General features: G+C 66.3%; 20 protein-coding genes and 1 tRNA gene. 7 read left to right on the top strand and 14 right to left on the bottom strand.

The annotated features are described in order from the left end of the window. Window positions 1–24 precede the first annotated feature (24 nt). Window positions 25–2358 (top strand): transglycosylase domain-containing protein, encoded by a 2334-nt coding sequence (locus H8F24_RS00875; RefSeq protein WP_231598004.1) that lies wholly within the window; start codon window positions 25–27, stop codon window positions 2356–2358. Here the strand turns inward: H8F24_RS00875 and H8F24_RS00870 are convergent. From H8F24_RS00870 to atpD, 3 genes are all read right to left on the bottom strand, one after another. Beyond that, window positions 2303–3484 (bottom strand): rhomboid family intramembrane serine protease, encoded by a 1182-nt coding sequence (locus tag H8F24_RS00870; RefSeq protein ID WP_197156794.1) that lies wholly within the window; start codon window positions 3482–3484, stop codon window positions 2303–2305. The two genes, H8F24_RS00875 and H8F24_RS00870, sit on opposite strands and share 56 nt — an antisense overlap. A 64-nt stretch (window positions 3485–3548) precedes the next feature. Continuing rightward, window positions 3549–3956 carry an ATP synthase F1 subunit epsilon gene (atpC, locus tag H8F24_RS00865; RefSeq protein WP_197156793.1) on the bottom strand — a complete coding sequence of 136 codons (408 nt, stop codon included), beginning with the start codon at window positions 3954–3956 and terminating at the stop codon, window positions 3549–3551. A gap of 41 nt (window positions 3957–3997) precedes the next feature. Then, window positions 3998–5464 (bottom strand): F0F1 ATP synthase subunit beta, encoded by a 1467-nt coding sequence (atpD, locus tag H8F24_RS00860; RefSeq protein ID WP_197156792.1) that lies wholly within the window; start codon window positions 5462–5464, stop codon window positions 3998–4000. Window positions 5465–5692: 228 nt separating this feature from the next. On the opposite strand from atpD, the gene groES reads away from it, so the two are divergent. Both groES and groL read left to right on the top strand, forming a co-directional pair. Further along, window positions 5693–6004 carry a co-chaperone GroES gene (groES, locus tag H8F24_RS00855; RefSeq protein WP_197156791.1) on the top strand — a complete coding sequence of 104 codons (312 nt, stop codon included), beginning with the start codon at window positions 5693–5695 and terminating at the stop codon, window positions 6002–6004. Between the two features lie 48 nt (window positions 6005–6052). Next, window positions 6053–7687, top strand: a complete 1635-nt coding sequence (gene groL, locus H8F24_RS00850) for a chaperonin GroEL (protein ID WP_197156790.1) — start codon at window positions 6053–6055, stop codon at window positions 7685–7687. A gap of 125 nt (window positions 7688–7812) precedes the next feature. Here the strand turns inward: groL and H8F24_RS00845 are convergent, their stop codons facing one another. Genes H8F24_RS00845 through gpmI form a run of 5 tightly spaced genes read right to left on the bottom strand, consistent with a single transcriptional unit; the run spans window position 7813 to window position 10543 of the window. Next, complete coding sequence (locus H8F24_RS00845; RefSeq protein WP_197156789.1) at window positions 7813–8007, bottom strand: hypothetical protein; 195 nt, start codon at window positions 8005–8007, stop codon at window positions 7813–7815. 48 nt (window positions 8008–8055) lie between these two features. Further along, window positions 8056–8184, bottom strand: coding sequence for a hypothetical protein (locus H8F24_RS19830; RefSeq protein WP_255518219.1), 129 nt, complete (start codon window positions 8182–8184; stop codon window positions 8056–8058). Between the two features lie 45 nt (window positions 8185–8229). After that, the gene (msrB, locus tag H8F24_RS00840; RefSeq protein WP_197156788.1) at window positions 8230–8709 is read right to left on the bottom strand and encodes a peptide-methionine (R)-S-oxide reductase MsrB; all 480 of its coding nucleotides are present in this window, start codon (window positions 8707–8709) and stop codon (window positions 8230–8232) included. Beyond that, window positions 8709–8939 (bottom strand): preprotein translocase subunit SecG, encoded by a 231-nt coding sequence (secG, locus tag H8F24_RS00835; RefSeq protein ID WP_197156786.1) that lies wholly within the window; start codon window positions 8937–8939, stop codon window positions 8709–8711. Before secG ends, msrB begins: the two co-directional genes overlap by 1 nt. 20 nt (window positions 8940–8959) lie before the next feature. Continuing rightward, window positions 8960–10543, bottom strand: a complete 1584-nt coding sequence (gpmI, locus tag H8F24_RS00830) for a 2,3-bisphosphoglycerate-independent phosphoglycerate mutase (RefSeq protein WP_197171895.1) — start codon at window positions 10541–10543, stop codon at window positions 8960–8962. A gap of 235 nt (window positions 10544–10778) precedes the next feature. Between gpmI and pyrR the strand changes: the two genes are divergently transcribed. Continuing rightward, the gene (gene pyrR, locus H8F24_RS00825) at window positions 10779–11369 is read left to right on the top strand and encodes a bifunctional pyr operon transcriptional regulator/uracil phosphoribosyltransferase PyrR (protein ID WP_197156784.1); all 591 of its coding nucleotides are present in this window, start codon (window positions 10779–10781) and stop codon (window positions 11367–11369) included. 18 nt (window positions 11370–11387) lie between these two features. Here the strand turns inward: pyrR and H8F24_RS00820 are convergent, their stop codons facing one another. From H8F24_RS00820 to H8F24_RS00810, 3 genes are all read right to left on the bottom strand, one after another. After that, the gene (locus H8F24_RS00820; RefSeq protein WP_197156782.1) at window positions 11388–11606 is read right to left on the bottom strand and encodes a ferredoxin-thioredoxin reductase variable chain; all 219 of its coding nucleotides are present in this window, start codon (window positions 11604–11606) and stop codon (window positions 11388–11390) included. A 94-nt stretch (window positions 11607–11700) separates the two neighbouring features. Further along, a complete protein-coding gene (locus H8F24_RS00815) occupies window positions 11701–12528 on the bottom strand; it encodes a hypothetical protein (RefSeq protein ID WP_197170583.1) in 828 nt (275 codons plus the stop codon). Window positions 12529–12625: 97 nt separating this feature from the next. Next, complete coding sequence (locus H8F24_RS00810) at window positions 12626–14209, bottom strand: Hsp70 family protein (RefSeq protein WP_197170582.1); 1584 nt, start codon at window positions 14207–14209, stop codon at window positions 12626–12628. 61 nt (window positions 14210–14270) lie between these two features. Between H8F24_RS00810 and H8F24_RS00805 the strand changes: the two genes are divergently transcribed. The 3 genes from H8F24_RS00805 (at window position 14271) to H8F24_RS00795 (ending at window position 15602) form a co-directional block, all read left to right on the top strand. Continuing rightward, window positions 14271–14501: a DNA-directed RNA polymerase subunit omega gene (locus H8F24_RS00805; protein ID WP_197156776.1), complete on the top strand. Its 231-nt coding sequence runs from the start codon at window positions 14271–14273 to the stop codon at window positions 14499–14501. 8 nt (window positions 14502–14509) lie between these two features. Continuing rightward, a complete protein-coding gene (locus tag H8F24_RS00800) occupies window positions 14510–14893 on the top strand; it encodes a DUF1818 family protein (RefSeq protein WP_197170581.1) in 384 nt (127 codons plus the stop codon). Between the two features lie 391 nt (window positions 14894–15284). Beyond that, on the top strand, window positions 15285–15602 hold the full coding sequence (locus tag H8F24_RS00795) for a DUF2811 domain-containing protein (RefSeq protein ID WP_370594660.1): 318 nt from the start codon (window positions 15285–15287) through the stop codon (window positions 15600–15602). Between the two features lie 78 nt (window positions 15603–15680). On the opposite strand, the gene H8F24_RS00790 is transcribed toward H8F24_RS00795, so the two are convergent. The 3 genes from H8F24_RS00790 to H8F24_RS00780 form a co-directional block, all read right to left on the bottom strand. After that, window positions 15681–16136: an EVE domain-containing protein gene (locus tag H8F24_RS00790; protein WP_197156772.1), complete on the bottom strand. Its 456-nt coding sequence runs from the start codon at window positions 16134–16136 to the stop codon at window positions 15681–15683. 95 nt (window positions 16137–16231) lie between these two features. Next, window positions 16232–17626 carry a UDP-N-acetylmuramoyl-L-alanine--D-glutamate ligase gene (gene murD / locus H8F24_RS00785; RefSeq protein WP_197170580.1) on the bottom strand — a complete coding sequence of 465 codons (1395 nt, stop codon included), beginning with the start codon at window positions 17624–17626 and terminating at the stop codon, window positions 16232–16234. A 21-nt stretch (window positions 17627–17647) separates the two neighbouring features. Then, window positions 17648–17719 (bottom strand) — tRNA-Val (locus H8F24_RS00780). Window positions 17720–17795 lie beyond the last annotated feature (76 nt).

Raw genomic sequence — 17795 nt, 5'->3', positions numbered from 1 at the left:
CCGTCGCCGTGGACTGCCCTGCCCGTGCCGTCGTCCGACCCCGGCGCCCAAGTCGTTGGCCGCACCGCCGCAGCACACAGCCGCCGCCGTCGCTGGCGGGCCCTCTGGATTGCCTGCAGCCGCGGCCCATTGGCCCAGCGCCCCGGGGCCCTCGGCTCCGCCTGGCGACACCTGGTGGCCCGACAGGCCCGCGCCGAACTGTGGCAAGGCGATCGGTTGGTGCTGGCCCGTTCCCTCAAGCCAGGCCAGCGGCTGCGCATCGGTCGCGATCCGGCCTGCGAGCTGCCGGTCGCCGATCCCAGCCTCAGCCGGGTACACGCCATCCTCGAGCAGAAGCGGCTGGGCGATCGCGACTTCTGCCTCGAAGATTTCAACTCCGCCAACGGCCTGTTCCACCGCGACCGCCGCATCCGTGCCATCCGCCTGCGCCACGGTGATGTGGTGCAGCTGGGATCGCCGCTGAAGGGGGAAGCGCCGCGGCTGCTGTATCGCCATCCCCGCAGTGCCCTCGAGCAGGTGGTCCACCTGGCTGGCCTGGCGGCCTTGCTGGGCTCGGGGCTGCTGGTGGGCGGGCTGCTGGCGGCGGCCTCGGTGGGGGGCGGCTCCCGGATCCGCGCCATTGCCGGACCGGTGAAGATCTTTGCGGCCAGCGGTGAGCAGGTCGATGCCCGTGAGGGCTCGGCCACGGCCCTGCCCTCCCTGCAGGACTATCCCCTGCATCTGCGCCAGGCCCTTGTGGCCTCGGAGGAATCGCGGTTCGGCTGGAACAGTGGCCTCGACCTGTTCGGCACCCTGCGCTCCGTCCTGCTCGGCAGCGGTGGTGGCAGCGGCCTCACCCAGCAGGTGGCGCGTCTCTACTACCCCTCCGTGGGCACGGAGGTGAGCCTGGCCCGCAAGCTGCGGGAATTATGGGTGGCGCTGCAGCTGGAGGTGGGCTACAGCAAGAACCGGATCCTGAAGATGTATCTGGACCGGGCCCATCTCGGCCTGGGCACCGATGGGTTCGAGCAGGCTTCTCAGCTGTATTTCCGTCAGTCGGCCCGCGATCTGGATGTGGGCCAGGCCGCGTTTCTGGTGGGTCTGCTGCCTAGCCCCAATGGCTACAGCCCCTGCAACCGCGACGACCCCACCGCCGGTCGGGAGCGGCGCAACCTCGTGCTGAAACTGATGCACGAGCAGGGCTTTCTCTCCGATCAGGGGCTGATCGATGCCGAGCGCCGTCCACTCAACATTGATCCCTCCGCCTGCCGCGCGTCCACCTTCACCAGCTATCCATTCTTCAGCGATTACGTGCTAGGTGAGCTGGAGGGCACCCGCTTCGGTCTCAACCTCTCCGAACAGGAGAGTGGCGGAAACTACAGCGTGGTGAGCACGATTGATCCCAGGCTGCAGGCCCTGGCGCAGCAACAGTTGCAGCGCTTCCTGGAGGGTCCGGCGGCCCGGGCAGGCCTCACCCAGGGAGCACTGATTTCCCTGAATTTCGAGAGTGGTGACATCCTCGCCTACGTGGGCGGCGGCGATTACAGCCGCTCCAGCTTTGATCGGGTTCAGGCGTTGCGCCAGCCCGGCTCGGCCTTCAAGCTGTTCACCTTTCTGGCGGCCCTGGCCCGTGGGGTCAGCCCGGACGACCGCATCTCCTGCGCGCCGCTGTCCTATGTGGCCGGCTGCCGCCACGGGGCAGGCTCAGCCGATGGCACCACCAGCGTGGCCGATGGCTTCGCCGCTTCCGAGAATGTGGTGGCCCTGCGCCTGGCCCAGCGGGCCGGCCTGCGCCAGGTGGTGGACCAGGCCCGCCGGCTGGGGATCAGCACCCCCCTCGACCTCGACTTCAACACCATCCTGGGCGGACGTGAAACCCTGCTCTATGAGCTGGCCCGGGCCTATGCGGTGGTGGCGAATGGTGGCCAATCGGTGCCGATGCACGGCGTCAGCCGCATCTATGACCTGGGCATCTGCCAGTCGATCTACAGCCTTGCCACCTGCCCGGAGCGGGGGGTGACGGTGCCGGTGGGGGAGACATCCCGTCAGTTGATCCCGCCGGAGCATGCGCAACAGATGGATGCCCTGCTGGCCGCGGTGGTGCAGCGCGGCACCGGCAAGGCGGCCGCTCTGGTGGCCGATGCCCGCGGCAAGACCGGCACCACCAACAACGGCGTTGATGTGCTGTTTGTCGGCTATTCACCGTCGCTGAAAATTCTCACCGCCATCTGGATGGGCAACGACGACAACAAACCCGCCGAAGCCGCCAGTGGGGCCCTGGTGGCGGAGTTGTGGGGGCGCTACATGGCTGCTGCTGCTGACGTCAGCCGGCTGGGCGGGTCTGCTGCAGCACCTGCAGCCACTGGCCAAGCCGGCTGATCAGCGCCCAGGCGAGGCCGAGCTGCAGTCCCCACCACCACTGGCTGCTGAGCAGGCGGTCGATCGGACGGCTGCTGTCCTGGGGGCTGCGCCGGGGCAGCAGCCAGCTGAGTTGCAGGGTTCCGTACACCACCAGCAGCACCCAGGCGGGAATCGCCAGGGGGCCGAAGGGATAGCTCAGCGATCGCCAGTGCAACAGGCTGGCGCCACTGCCCAGGCCGATCAGAGCGCTGACGGCCCCCGAAGCTCCATCCCAGCGCCCTTCGCTGGTGCGGCGTTGCGCCAGCAGCAGGGCCAGGGCTGCGGTGGCCAGGCTGGTGAGGCAGTAGCGCAGCACCACCTCCGGCAGGGGCAAAGGGGATGGCCCCAGCAGGATCAGCAGCAGCACCAGGTTGAGCAGCGCCTCCCCATTGGCATGGTGAATCCAGGGGGCGCAGATCCAGCGCCACGCCTGGTGGGGATCGGTGGCATCGGCCTGTTCCAGGGGCCACTGACGCCGGACCACCTTGAGGGGACCGAGGGCCAGGGCCTGAAGCAGTGCCAGCAGCACCACCAGCACCACTCCGCCGCTCCAGCCCCAGGGTTCAAACACCCAGCGCTGTAACTCCCCGGCCGACCAGCGCCACACCAGGGCGGCGGTGGCCGCCAGGGCGACTCCAGGACCCAGGAGATGAAGCTGGTGAGCGAGACCTGCCGCTCCTGCTGCAATCTCCACAGCAGCAGGAGCGGGGCCGGAAGCATTGACAAGGCACGGTCCATCACTGGACGGTCCAGTGATCAAGGCCCGATCGGGGATGGACTCAGCGAGCGCTGACAGGCTGATGGATTGACCGGTGGCAGCCTGAAGGAGCGCCAGCAGCTCAACGAGAACCTTGGGGGCGTAGGTCGATTCGAGCTGATGGACCAGGCTCTGCAGGGCCGAGTGCCGGGTGCCCCCATCCCGTTGGCGAAGCACCTGGCGGAGCAGCGGCTGGGAGGCCAGATCGCGGATCGGCCCTTTGAGCCATTCCTCCGCGCCCAGTCCATCGATCAGGCGGTTGGCCAGAGCTGTGGGGTGCTCGAGGTCGAGCAGTCCAGCCTCATTCCATGCCCTCAGCTGCTGGCCCAGCTCTTCACCCTTCCCCATGCCCTCGAACCCTGCGGGGCGAGCTTAGGAGGGTGATGGGGAGGGCCAAACCAGCCTTGGGTTTTCAGCTGGCTTTGCTGGCCTGCAGCCGCGCCCTGGCCCGGGCCAGGCTCTGTTGAGCCTTCAGCTTTTCGGGGCTGGGCTGCTGGCCTTCGAACACCGCGGCAGCCTGCTGAGCGGCCTCGAAGGCCGTTTCGGCGGCGGCGGTGTTGATGCTGCTGCCGAGTTCGGCGGCGTTGACCAGCACCGTGACTTCATCGGCTTCCACCTCGGCGAAGCCACCCATCAGGGCGATGGTGCTCCAGCCATTGGCGTCACGCAGGCGCATCACGCCGGTATCCAGGGCCGCCAGCATGGTGACATGCCCGGGAAGGATACCCACCTGACCGGTGGTGCTGGGCAGGATCACCTCGTCGGCGCTGCCGTCGAAAACGCTCTGGTCTGGTGCCAGAACGCGGAGAGTGAGACTCATGGATCGGGGACCTCAGGGAAACGAGCGGTGGATGGACGCGCTCAGCCCTTGGCTTCGGCGGAGATCTTGGCGGCCTTGGCTTTGACCTCGTCGATGTTGCCCACCAGATAGAAGGCGGCTTCGGGGAGATCGTCGAGTTCGCCAGCCAGGATCATGTTGAAGCCCTTGATGGTTTCTTCGAGCTTCACGTATTTGCCGGGCATGCCGGTGAACACTTCCGCCACGAAGAAGGGCTGGGAGAGGAACTTCTCGATCTTGCGGGCCCGGTCCACCGTGCGGCGATCGTCTTCCGAAAGTTCATCGAGACCCAGGATCGCGATGATGTCCTGCAGTTCCTTGTAGCGCTGCAGGGTGCTCTGCACGGCGCGGGCGGTGCGGTAGTGCTCGTCTCCCACCACGGCAGGCTGGAGCATGGTGCTGGTGGAATCGAGCGGATCCACGGCGGGGTAGATGCCCTTCGAGGCCAGGCCGCGGCTCAGCACGGTGGTGGCATCCAGGTGGGCAAAGGTGGTGGCAGGGGCGGGATCGGTGAGGTCATCCGCCGGCACGTAGACAGCCTGGATCGAGGTGATCGATCCTTCCAGCGTGGAGGTGATGCGCTCCTGCAGCTCACCCACGTCGGTGCCGAGGGTGGGCTGGTAACCCACAGCCGAAGGCATCCGGCCCAGCAGGGCGCTCACCTCGGAGCCGGCCTGCACGAAGCGGAAGATGTTGTCGACGAACAGCAGCACGTCCTGCTTGTTCACATCGCGGAAGTGCTCGGCCATGGTGAGAGCCGACAGGCCCACCCGCATACGGGCGCCCGGGGGCTCGTTCATCTGGCCGTAGCAGAGGGCCACCTTCGACTTGGAGAGGTCGTCGGCGTTGATCACGCCCGACTCCTTGAATTCCTCGTAGAGGTCGTTGCCTTCGCGGGTGCGCTCACCCACGCCGCCGAACACGGACACACCACCGTGCTCCTTGGCGATGTTGTTGATCAGCTCCTGGATCAGCACGGTCTTGCCCACGCCGGCGCCGCCGAACAGGCCCACCTTGCCGCCTTGGCGATAGGGCGCCAGGAGGTCAATCACCTTGATGCCGGTTTCGAACACCTTGGGCTTGGTCTCCAGCTCGGTGAGCTTGGGAGCTTCCCGGTGGATCGGCGCGGTCATGGTGGTGCTGACCGGGCCCTGCTCGTCGACGGGCTCACCCAGCACGTTGAAGATGCGGCCCAGGGTGGCTTCGCCCACGGGCACGGAGATCGGGGCACCGGTGTCGAGCGCTTCCATGCCGCGCACCAGGCCATCGGTGCTGCTCATGGCCACGGCACGCACGCGGTGGTCACCCAGCAGCTGCTGCACTTCGGCGGTGAGGGCGACCTGCTGACCAGCGGAGTTGGTTGCCTCAATGCGCAGAGCATTGAAGATCCTGGGCAGCTTGCCGGCCGGGAACTCCACATCAAGCACGGGACCGATCACCTGCCGGACAATGCCTTTGGTGCCGGAGGCGGCGGGAGCAGCAGCAGCCATAAGTAAGGAAAAATCGCGGTTTCGCGCAGCGGGGCATCAGCCCGTCTTGAGCGGCGCAACCTTACCACCGCAGCTCACCCGACCCTGGGAGTTCGGTCAACCGCACAGGCCTGGGGCTGGCTTGTTGCCCACTGGCTCGCATACGTTGGCAGTCAACGGGGCCGAGTGCCAACTCTCCCGTTGTTCAGTGGCGTCTCAGGCGCCATGCCGTTGCTATCGCATCAATTCATGGCTGCTGTTTCCCTCAGCGTCTCCACGGTCAAACCGCTCGGAGATCGCATCTTCATCAAGGTCTCCGAGTCGGAGGAAAAGACTGCCGGAGGCATCCTGCTTCCCGATACCGCCAAGGAAAAGCCCCAGGTGGGTGAGGTGGTCCAGGTCGGCCCCGGCAAGCGCAACGATGACGGCACCCGCCAGACTCCCGAGGTGAGCGTGGGTGACCAGGTCCTCTACAGCAAGTACGCCGGCACCGATATCAAGCTGGGCAGCGACGAGTTCGTGCTGCTCTCCGAGAAGGACATTCTGGCCATCGTCAACTGAACGGTACCAGTTCCCGCATTTTCCACACCCGCAAGGACAACGCCTTCCATGGCCAAGCGCATCATCTATAACGAGAACGCCCGCAGGGCCCTCGAAAAAGGCATCGATATCCTGGCTGAGGCCGTCGCCGTCACCCTGGGTCCCAAGGGCCGCAATGTGGTGCTCGAGAAGAAATTCGGCGCTCCTCAGATCATCAACGATGGCGTCACCATCGCCAAGGAGATCGAGCTCGAAGACCACATCGAGAACACCGGTGTCGCCCTGATCCGTCAGGCCGCCTCCAAGACCAACGACGCTGCCGGTGACGGCACCACCACCGCCACCGTCCTGGCCCACGCCATGGTCAAGGCGGGTCTGCGCAATGTGGCCGCCGGCGCCAACGCCATCACCCTGAAGAAGGGCATCGACAAGGCTTCTGACTTCCTCGTCAAGAAGATCGAGGAGCACGCCAAGCCGATCTCCGATTCCAACGCCATCGCCCAGGTGGGCACCATCTCCGCCGGCAACGACGAAGAGGTGGGCCAGATGATCGCTGACGCGATGGACAAGGTCGGCAAGGAAGGCGTGATCTCCCTCGAAGAAGGGAAATCGATGACCACCGAGCTGGAGGTCACCGAGGGCATGCGCTTCGACAAGGGCTACATCTCGCCCTACTTCGCCACCGACACCGAGCGGATGGAAGCGGTGCTCGAGGAGCCCTACATCCTGCTCACCGACAAGAAGATCGGCCTGGTGCAGGACCTGGTGCCCGTGCTCGAGCAGATCGCCCGCACCGGCAAGCCCCTGCTGATCATCGCCGAGGACATCGAGAAGGAAGCCCTCGCCACTCTGGTGGTGAACCGTCTCCGTGGCGTGCTGAACGTGGCCGCTGTGAAGGCTCCTGGCTTCGGTGATCGCCGTAAGGCCATGCTCGAGGACATCGCCGTCCTCACCAACGGTCAGCTGATCACCGAGGACGCCGGCCTCAAGCTGGAGAACACCAAGCTGGAGATGCTGGGCACCGCCCGCCGCATCACCATCAACAAGGACACCACCACCATCGTGGCCGAAGGCAACGAGGTGGCCGTGAAGGCCCGCTGCGAGCAGATCCGCAAGCAGATGGACGAAACCGACTCCTCCTACGACAAGGAGAAGCTGCAGGAGCGTCTGGCCAAGCTGAGCGGCGGTGTGGCCGTGGTCAAGGTGGGTGCCGCCACCGAGACCGAGATGAAGGACAAGAAGCTGCGCCTCGAAGACGCCATCAACGCCACCAAGGCGGCTGTTGAGGAAGGCATCGTTCCTGGTGGTGGCACCACCCTGGCCCACCTGGCCCCGGCCCTCGAGGAGTGGGCGGCCGCCAACCTCTCCGGCGAGGAGCTGATCGGGGCCACGATCGTGGCTTCCGCCCTCACCGCGCCTCTCAAGCGCATCGCTGAAAACGCCGGCGTCAATGGCGCTGTCGTGGCTGAGCATGTCAAGGGCATGCCCTTCAACGAGGGCTACAACGCAGCCAGTGGCGAATATGTCGACATGCTGGCTGCCGGCATCGTCGATCCCGCCAAGGTGACCCGCTCCGGTCTGCAGAATGCCGCTTCGATCGCCGGCATGGTGCTCACCACCGAGTGCATCGTGGCTGATCTGCCCGAGAAGAAGGAAGCAGCTCCCGCTGGTGGCGGTGGCATGGGCGGCGACTTCGATTATTGATCGCCTTCTGGTTTCCGGCCCGCCTGGTTGGCTGGCCGGTTTCTGCCCCCGCTTCGGCGGGGGCTTTTTTGTGGCAGGTCGCTGTCTGCTCTGTGGAGTGGCTGCTCTATTCAGAGGCTGTGTTCTCAGCGGGTGAGCAGATAGCGCAGCGCACTGAGACCAAGAATCAGGCCGATGCCGCTGTTCCAGATCAGCGACTGCCGTCGTCTGAGCCAGCCCAGCGGACGGGGCAGATTGCCGGGGTGGGATTCCAGCAGGAGCGTGGCGGTGACCAGCAGCACCACCGGCAACACCAGTGCGATCAGCAGTTCGATGGCCATCGCTCACGCTTCAGCATGGGACCCCTCTCACGCTTCAGGGTTGCTCCCCTACTGCCGCATCGCTTCGGTGGTGGTGTCGGAACTGCCCTGATGACCACGGGGGTGCTTCTCACAGGCCATGGCGGAGCCGGCTCCCACCAGGGTGGCCAGCAGCGCAGCTGTGAACAGGCGGATCATGGGCCCAGGACGGTCAACCCGATCACGCTAGATCGATTCAGCGGTTCAGGCTGGCTGAAAGACCAAGGCGACGCCGTTATTGCAATACCGCTTGCCCGTGGGCCGGGGGCCATCATCAAACACATGACCCTGATGCCCACCGCAGCGCCTGCAGTGGTACTCGGTGCGGGGGATGATCAGCTTGAAATCGATCTTGGTGGCGATTCCGTTCGGCAGCGGTTCCCAGAAGCTGGGCCAACCTGTGCCACTGTCGTACTTGGTGGAGGAGCTGAACAGGGGTAGCCGGCAGCCGGCACAGAGGAACGTGCCCTTGCGCTTTTCATTGTTGAGTGGACTGCTGAAGGGGCGCTCGGTTCCTTCCCGCCGCAACACCTCGTAGGCCGCGGGACTGAGCCGCTTTTTCCATGCGGCTTCGCTCAGTTGCCAGGCAGGATCACCGGCTTTCGAGGCCGCCAAGGCTGGACGCGCCCCCACAAGGGCGGTGAGGCTGACGCCGAAGGAGGCCAGCAGCCCGCGGCGGCTCATCAGCCCAGCCATCCGGCGCTCAGGAGGACGGCCAGGCCGAGAAAAAGGGCGAGAAGAGTCCAGGTGATGCGGTTCAGCGTGGCTTCGGCGCTGCGGGCGCTGGTGAACATGGACCCGCCGCTGGAGGCCAGTCCGCCCATGCCATCGCCCTTGGGGCTGTGCAACAACACGCTGATGATCAGCAGCACACCACTGCCGATCCAGATCCAGGAAATCGTTGAAGTGATCATCAACCCAGATTAGGACCTGCTCAGACGCCGATCGCCTGGGGAATGCGCTGGGACTTGGCAGCAGTCTCAACGGGCATGATCAGGGATGTGCCCGTCATGCTGGCGGGTTTGGACAGCTCAAGAATGTCCAGCAGGGTGGGGGCGATGTCTGCCAGCCCACCGCCTTCACGCAGGTGGATATCAGTACCGTGGCCAGGCAGTTTGCGCTCTTCCCCTTCCACGAGGATCACGGGCACGGGATTGGTGGTGTGGGCTGTCCAGGGACGACCATCCGGACCTTCCATCAGTTCAGCGTTGCCGTGATCAGCGGTGACCAGCAGGGTCCCACCCATGCGGTTGGTGGCTTCCATCAGGCGCCCCACGCAGGTGTCGACCATGGAGATGGCCTCGGTGGTGGCTTCCATTCGGCCTGTATGCCCGACCATGTCGGGGTTGGCGTAGTTGATCACGACAAAGGAATAGATGCCCTTGTTGATTGCCGCGATGCAGCTGTCAGTCAGTTGCTCTGCTGACATGGTGGGTGCCTGGTCGTAGGTGGGGACCCGTGGCGAAGGCACAAGGTGACGGTCTTCTCCCGGGAAGGCCTTCTCGATGCCACCATTCATGAAGTAGGTGACATGGGGATATTTTTCCGTTTCTGCGGTGCGGAACTGCCGTAGGCCAGCCTCTGAAATCACTTGACCCAGAAGGCCTTCGAGTGATTCAGGCGGAAAGGCCACGGCCACAGGAAGACCCTGTTCGTATTGGGTGAAGGTGACCACATCCAGCGGTTCAATTCGCTGGCGCGGGAAGTTGTCGAATTCGGGCAGCACCAGGGCGCGGATCAGCTGGCGGGCGCGGTCGGGGCGGAAGTTGAAACAGACCAGACCGTCGCCGGCCTTGACCAGTCCTGAACTGATGCGGGTGGGTTCGATGAACTCGTCGGTGATGTCTTCGGCGTAGCAAGCCTCCACCACCTCTTCAGGCGTCAGTCCGCAAGAAGACTCTGTTTCGGTGAGCAGCCGGTAGGCCTTTTCGGTGCGCTCCCAGCGGTTGTCGCGATCCATGGCCCAGTAACGGCCGCAGATGGTGGCGATCCGGCCGACACCGGCTTCGGCGATCTGAGCCTCAATGCGCTGCAGGAAGGTGATGGCGCTGGTCGGGGCCGTGTCGCGACCGTCGGTGATCACGTGCAGGCAGACGTCCTGGAGTCCGCGTTGCGACGCCCAGCGCAGCAGGCCGGCAATGTGGTCGACATGGCTATGGACTCCGCCGTCTGAACAGAGGCCGATCAGATGGAGGGTGCCGCCGCTGGCCAGGAGGCGGTCGCCCAGGGCATTGAGGGAGGCATTGGTGGCAATCGATCCGTCTCGCACGGCCTGGCCGATCCGCACCAGTTCCTGGCGGATGATCCGACCGCAACCAATGGTGAGGTGGCCCACCTCGGAATTCCCCATCTGCCCGTCGGGCAGACCGACGGCGCCGCCGCTGGCTTCAATCAACGTGTGGGGATAGGCATCCCAAAGGGCATCCATCACCGGGGTGGAGGCGGCTCGGATCGCGTTGTGATCGGTCTCGTGCCGATAGCCCCATCCATCCAGAATGGCTAAGACAACGGGAGCGATAGAACCTCGACCAGGCAGGGTGGCGATGGCGTCGTGTCCTCCGGAACGCTGAGAAGCGGGAGGTGAGGAGTTCTGAGGGGAATCAACTGTTTTCACCCGAACATCCGCAATCGTCGACACATCTCTGACCAACCCCAGCCTACTCCGCTTCTGCGAGCACGCATCAACAGGCGATCGGCTTCGTCAGGCTTTGGCGACACCCCCTGTCTTAGCGTGAACCATCAGACGTCTGAGCATGGAACCCCTGCCTGCAGAGGCCATCGCCGCGACCCAGGCTGATCAGGCCGGCGGCCGCCGGGAACTGCTCTCCTCCCAGGACCTGGGCCGCACGATCGATCGTCTCGCCTCCCAGGTGCTGGAGCGCACCGATGACAGCCGGGCCCTGCTTCTGCTCGGCATTCCCACCCGTGGCGTGGCCCTGGCCCGTGTCCTGGCGGAACGGCTTGAGCAGCGCTGCGGCCATCCGATCGATCAGGGCAGCCTCGATCCCACGTTTCACCGCGATGATCTCGATCGGGTCGGCACGCGACTGGTGGAAGCCACCCAGCTGCCCGCCGGTGGCCTGGAGGATCGAGATGTGGTGCTGGTGGACGATGTGATCTTCACCGGCCGCACCGTGCGCGCGGCCCTGGAAGCCCTGCAGGCCTGGGGCCGACCGCGGCGGGTGAGCCTGCTGGTCATGGTGGATCGGGGCCACCGGGAACTGCCGATTCAACCGGATTTCTGCGGCCGGCTGGTGCCGACCCGTCGATTGGAAAGCATCCAGCTCTGCCTCCGTGCGATCGATGGTCACGAGGGGGTTTACCTGCTGGCGCCTGACGCCTGACGCCTGAAGCCAGAGACCTCAGGCCGGCGAGAGTTCGTCGCTGCGGAAGTGGGCGCGGAACTTGCCGAAGGCCACGATCACCGGCAGGGTCGGGCTGATCGGCCGGCCTTTCCAGTCGTTCAGCACGCTGACCACTTCCCCCTGCTGTCCCTTCAGATCGAAGGCTTGCCCCCGGTGCTGGGGATGGTGGAACACCACCACGCTGCTGCTGACGCTGACCGGATCGCCTGGCTGCATGGGCTCTGGGCCTTACGGCCCATCGGGAGAACAACTTCGGCCGCCCATCCTGTCATGCAGCCCTGGTGGGATGCCCTGCAGATGCGGCAGTGATTCAGCGCTGACAGGCGGATTCCGGACCCGCTTCGACAATCTGGCCCCCCAGTTCCTGGCAGGCCTGCTCGAAGGCATTCCACTCATCCACCCCGGCGGCGATCCGCTTCTGCACCAGGGCATCGAGCTTGTCGGTGGGCACCGTGTGGGGGAGATCTCCGTGGCTGTCGTGCTCCTTGTCGGCACCAGCCAGGTTTTTCACACCCGCGTCGACCTCCTCGCGAACGGCCTTGCTTTCCTGCTTCCACCAGGGATGGTCGATGCGGTTGAGGGCATCGAGGGCCTCCCACCAGCGCTGCCGTTCGGCCAGCTGGCGTGCCCGTTCCAGCTGCAGACGGTTGCGGTTCCATTGCTCGCGCAGGCTGTCCCCCAGGGCGGTGCCGTTCTCGCGACGTTCTTCGCCCATGGCGGCCAGCACCGTCAGGGCTCCTTCCAGATCGCCATCCCGGAACAGGGTGAGGGCGCGGCGGCGGAGCTCCTCCTGCCAGGTCTGCAGCTCCTTGCGATCGGCGGGGCCGCCAGCGGCGGAGTTGACGAGCTGCAGCTGCAGGGCCAGGGCCTCGGACCAGTTCTCCTGCTCCCAGAGCTGGCGAGCCTTGAGCCGACGGCACTGGCCCTGCTCCAGGGGGGCCCGGCCGGCCATCCACTGCAGGGCTGAGAGCTGCTCGCTGTACCGCAGGCAGGCATCGAGGTCGCCGCGCTGAGAGGCATCTGCCAGCCGTTTTGGCAGCTCGCCTTCCCACCAACGGGCCACCCCCACGGCGGTGGCCACCAGCCCGAGGGTGATCGCCAGCCAGACACGCGGCAGCCGGTGGCGGCGGATGGCCAAGTACAGACCAAGAACTGGAACCTTTCTATGGACCTGAGGGCCGCCTCAACGCCTGGAGGGGGCAGCCCCGATGTCGTCCACCTGGGTTGGGCCTCCCTCAGCGCACGATTCCGAGGCTGCGCGGCTCCACTGGCGCCTGGCTGCGAAGATCCGTTCCTTCGAGCTGCAGTTGACCCGCTGCATCGATCCACAGGCGCAGCCGCAGACGGTCTTCGCCCCGCTGGCCGGGGGGATCGAGCGACAGGGGGCTGGGTTGCTGGGGCCAGGGGCGAACGGTCGCGGCCCCGGCCTGCCGGGGCCGCAGCACAGGCAGGCCGTCTCGGAAGACCACCTCGGAACGTTGCTGCGGCTGGGGTTCCCCCAGCACCAGCTCCAGGCAGGACTGCCCGTCACGGCTGCAGGCCAGCACCAGCTCCAGGGGCTCGCTGGTGGGCCAGGCCTGGCCCGTCACGAACAGTGGATGCCAGTGATGTCGATTGCTGCGCCGGTCCCAGCAGCGCAGGCTCACACCCTGGGCGAGAACATCGCGGATCTGCACCCCCGGCGTGAGGGCGAGGGCCCCCAGCACCACCGCTTCCACGGGGCGTTCATCGCGCAGGGGAATGGTGCCGCAATGCTCTTGCAGCCAGCGGCGAATTCGGGGTATGCGGCTGCTGCCGCCCACCGGCAGCACGGCGGCAATGCCGTTCCCAAGGCCCCCCTGGAGGCTGTCGCCGCCGCCGCCCTCCCGCCGGGCCGCCGCCAGCACCTGCTCGAGCAGGTCGTCCAGTTGCAGCAGCAGGCCCCGCTCCTCGAGCAGCTGATCAAGCTGTTGTCGGCTCAGGCGCAGGGGCTGGAGGGGGGCCTGCGGAGGACACCAGATCTCGAGGGCCTCCTCGGCTTCGCTGAGCCGGCATTTGAGGCGCTCGGCCACTGCCAGCAGGCTGCTGTCGCTGGCGCCGCCGGGATGGAGCAGATCGGCGATCCAGCGATCGATGTCCCGGCCCCCCAGGGCCAGTCCCGCCTTGCCGATCACCCGGGCGCAGCGCAGGGCCTGACGCCCATCCTCGAGGCTGCGGCCCGCAAAGCGCAGCAGCTGGGCGATCGGTGCGGCTCGCCCTTCCCCCCCCTCCAGCGCCACCAGCGAGAGATCGATCGTGCCGCCGCCGAGGTCCACCACCAGCACGCGGCTGCCGGGGCTCAGGCCACAGCCGATCGCCGCAGCCGTGGGCTCGTCCACCAGGGCCACCTCCTCCACCGCCAGGTTGGTGCTGATCTCCTGCAGCCAGCGCCGGTAGCCGCGGTAGCTCTCGATCGGGGCGGTGAGCACCAGCCGGCGTGGCTCGATCCCGGCCGGCAGGGCTGCCCAGAGGGCCTGCAGCAGGCGCTCACCCGCCTGCTCCGGGCTGAGCAGCATTGCTGCGTTCTCCTGGGATGGCACAGTGTCGCCGGAGCCGATCAGGCGCTTGAAGTCGCGGCAGAGGCTGGGGCTGGAATCGGCGGCCAGGCCCGCCTCAAGCACCTGGCGGCCGATCAGGGGACGGGGACTGTCGGCGGCCGCGAGCCAGAGCAGGCTCGGCACCACGACAGGATCACCGCAGGCGTAGGGAGCGAGTTCGAGAAGCGTTGGCGGGCCGTGATCGGGCTGCCAGGCCACCACGGTGGTGCTGCTGCCCAGGTCGATCGCAAGGGTGCCGGTCATGCAGCCAGGATGGCGCGGCGAGACGCTCGCTTAGATTCGGCTGATCAGGAGTGGAATTGACATGCAGCTCGGTGTGGAACTCAACGCCAAGGAACTGGCCCAGAGGGGGGAAAGTTTGATCCGCCACTCCAGTAACCGCTACCTCACCACCGTCCGAATCGCCTTCCGGGCCAAGCAGCGTCGCTTCGACGATTTTGACGGCCTCCTCGATGAGTCGATGGTGAAGCCCGTGCAACGCGCCATCATTGAGCTGAGCGACGAACAGGACCAGCCCGATCTGTTGCCTGGCTGATTGCGGCCATGCGGGTCGAGGATGCGCAGGGGTGGCGGCTGGTCCTGGATCCAGCCCGCCACCCCTTTGTGCTTCTGGTGGGTTCCACCGATTGGGCTGCCGAGCTGAGGGCTCCAGAGGCCCTGGCCCTGCTGCAGGGCATCGCCACCCTCACGGCCCAGCACGGCGCCCTCACCGATCAGTTGCTGGATGAGGAGGCGATTGAGCTGGAGTGGGAGCGCGGCCCGCTGTGGATGTCCCTGGAGGGAGACCGGACCGCGTGGAGTCTGCGCTTCGTGCTGAGCCCTGACGATGGCCAGCGTGGTCTGGAAGGAGCCTGGTCCGCTGCCGCCGCCGCCGCTTTCGCCGCTGCCCTGGTTCCGCTGGAGGCCCCCCTGCAGGGGCTGATCTGAAGGGCGCGGCTGCCGTCATCGCCTCCCCCCGCAGCGCGGCTCAGTCTTTAAGACCGGTGGCGGTTTCCCTGCTGATCAGCACTGCTGATGCGTCCGGTTCAGCCGGTTGATTCCGCAGACTGACCACCCCTTTCCCGGGGTTTTCCACAAGCCTGGATCCCGAAGCGATGCTGGCCGCCCCGCCCTGGGGAAAACCCGCCCGCCTCCGTTTGTCCCTTGACGCTTTGGCCGGCGGGGCTCGGTCCAGCGGTGCTTCCGCGCAACGGATGCGACATCCCTTGCCCCGCAAGCTGTCTCAGGTTGGGATTCCTGCCTGGCCATCCCGCTGCAGCCATTTGACGGGGACCCTGGGATGTGGGGAACTGGTGTCCGTGTCAGGGGGAGCAATCGCATGCGGTATGCCGTGGAGTCAGGAGCAGGGGTGGGGCTGCAGATGGAGCAGGAGGCCAGTGGCACGGTGAGCCTGCGGGCCGAGGTGCCCGAGGCTCTGCTCTCGGCCATGCGTGGCTTCATTGAGTGCCATCCCAACTGGGACCAGTACCGGCTGTTTCAGGCCGCCCTGGCCGGTTTTCTGGTGCAGAACGGCGTGCAGAGCCGGGAAGTGACCCGCTGCTACCTGGCCAACCTGTTTCCGGGGCAGAACAGCTTCAGCAAGCCCCTGCTGGCGAACGAGCCGGTGCGCCGCGCAGCTCCGATTCGACGCCTCTGAATTCGCTGCCTCTGATCACTGACTGCCTGCAGCGTCGTTGCTCACTGCAAGCAGTTAGCGCCGGTCAGGCTCCAGCCCTCAGCCTTCCAGCAGCGCCAGCAGGCGAGTGGCTGAGGCCTCCGGCACCGGCAGGATCGAGAGCCGGTTGCCTCGCTTCACCACCCCCAGCTCTTCCGCGCTGAACTCGTCGCGCAACGCCTCCAGGCTCAGCAGGCGGGGATAGGTGCAGAGGTACCCGAGCCGGACGCAGTCCCAGCGAGGAGCCTCGCGCCTGCTGTTCGGATCGAAGTATTTGGAGGCTGGATCAAACTGACTCGGATCGGTGAGGCCGGTTTCGATCACCTCCATCAGGCCCACGATGCCCGGCGGTCTGGCATTGGAGTGATAGAAGAAGGCTCGATCGCCCACCTCCATGCTGCGCATGAAGTTGCGGGCCTGGTAGTTGCGGATCCCGTCCCAGAGGGTGCTCCCCTCCCGTGCCAGATGGTCGATCCCGTAAACGTCGGGTTCGCTCTTCATCAACCAGTGGGCCATGGCGGGCGGCTGCCGCGATTCAGGGCGCGGACGGAGATGGCGAAGGGATCATGGCGTGCAGACCGCTGATGGCGTGCGGGGGCCTGACGGTGGTGTCAGAGCGCTTCGACGCAGCGGCGGAAGTGATCACCGCGGGCTTCGAAATCGCTGTACTGGTCGAAGCTGGCGCAGGCCGGTGAGAGCAGAACCGCCCGGCAACCTCCGCGCCGGGCCAGCTCTGCCGCCAGGGGTACGGCCTGCTCCAGGCCCTCCTGTTCATGCAGTTCACCGCCGTAACCGGCCGCCTCCAGGAGTTGCCGGAACTCCGGCCGCGCCGCGCCGTAGAGCACCACCGCGAAGGCCTGACGCCGCAGTTCGGCGATCCAGCCGCCGGCTTCGCCGATTTTGGACTGGCCGCCGGCAAGCACCACCAGCGGCCCTTCCAGGGCCCGCAGGCCGACTTCGGCGGCGTCATAGTTGGTGGCCTTGCTGTCGTTGTAGTAGGTCACACCGCCCTGCTCCCGCACCCGCTCCAGCCGGTGAGGAACCCCGGGGAACGTACGGAAGGCGGCCTCCATCACGGAGCCGCTCAGCCCGACCTCCAGGCCCACGGCGGTGGCCAGCACCAGATTCTGGCGGTTATGGGCACCGGGCATGGCCAGGCTGTCGGCCGCCAGCAGGGGCCCGCTGGCATTGCAGACCATTCCGCCTTCAATCCAGAGGCTGGCCGCGAGGTCGGCGGGCAGCTCGTGGCGGGGGCCCGCCGTGACCCAGTGGCCCCGATCCCAGCTCGGAGCATGAGCCCGCAGATCCGGGTCGTCGGCGTTGAGGATGGGAAGCTGGCTGCGCTCCAGCAGGCTGCGCTTGATGGCGCGGTAGTTGTCCAGCGTGCCGTGGCGCTCGAGGTGATCGGGCGTCAGGGTGGTCCAGAGGCCGATGCGGGGGGCCAGCTGCGGTGCCGCTTCGATCTGGTAGCTGCTCAGTTCCACCACCAGCCAGTCCGGCGGTGTCGAGGCGCCGCCGGCGCAGCGCTCCAGGGCCACTTCCGCTGCGGAGAACCCCACGTTGCCGCACTGGGGGGCATCCAGGCCCGCCTGGGTGAGCAGATGGTGCACCAGCTGGGTGACGGTGGTCTTGCCGTTGGTGCCCGTGATGCCGATCCAGGGCACTGCGGCCGTGGCCATCCAGGCCGGAACCATCTCGCCCTGAATGCTCACCCCGTCCTGGCGCAGTTGTTCAAGGACGGGATGGTCCCATCGGATGCCCGGGCTCACGATCACCTTGCCCAGAGGTGCCTGAATGTCGTCGAAGGTGGCGCTGGTGAGCGGGCACCCCAGCCGCACGGCGATGCCTTCGGCCCTTAACAGCCTGGCGTGCTTCTCAAGGTCAGGGCTCTGGCCGCTGTCCAGAACCAGTACGGGCTCGCCGAGGCGATGCAGCAGCATGGCTGCGCCCCTGCCGGATCGACCCAGACCGACCACCACGGTGAGGGGACAAGCCGCGGCAGTCATTGGAAGGGTAAAGGAAAGAAATGGGCGATACTGGAATCGAACCAGTGACTCCTACCGTGTCAAGGTAGTGCTCTACCTCTGAGCTAATCGCCCCTTGGTGTTGGAAGATGCAGCAGCCCGGAAGGTGAGGTCCCGGGGGAGCGGTTTGTCTCCAGCGGCAGTAACTTAG

This window comes from Synechococcus sp. CBW1002 (assembly GCF_015840915.1).
Classification (GTDB): Bacteria; Cyanobacteriota; Cyanobacteriia; order PCC-6307; family Cyanobiaceae; genus CBW1002.
Note: the sequence above shows the minus strand (reverse complement) of the source record. Positions and strands in the feature narration are given on the sequence as shown.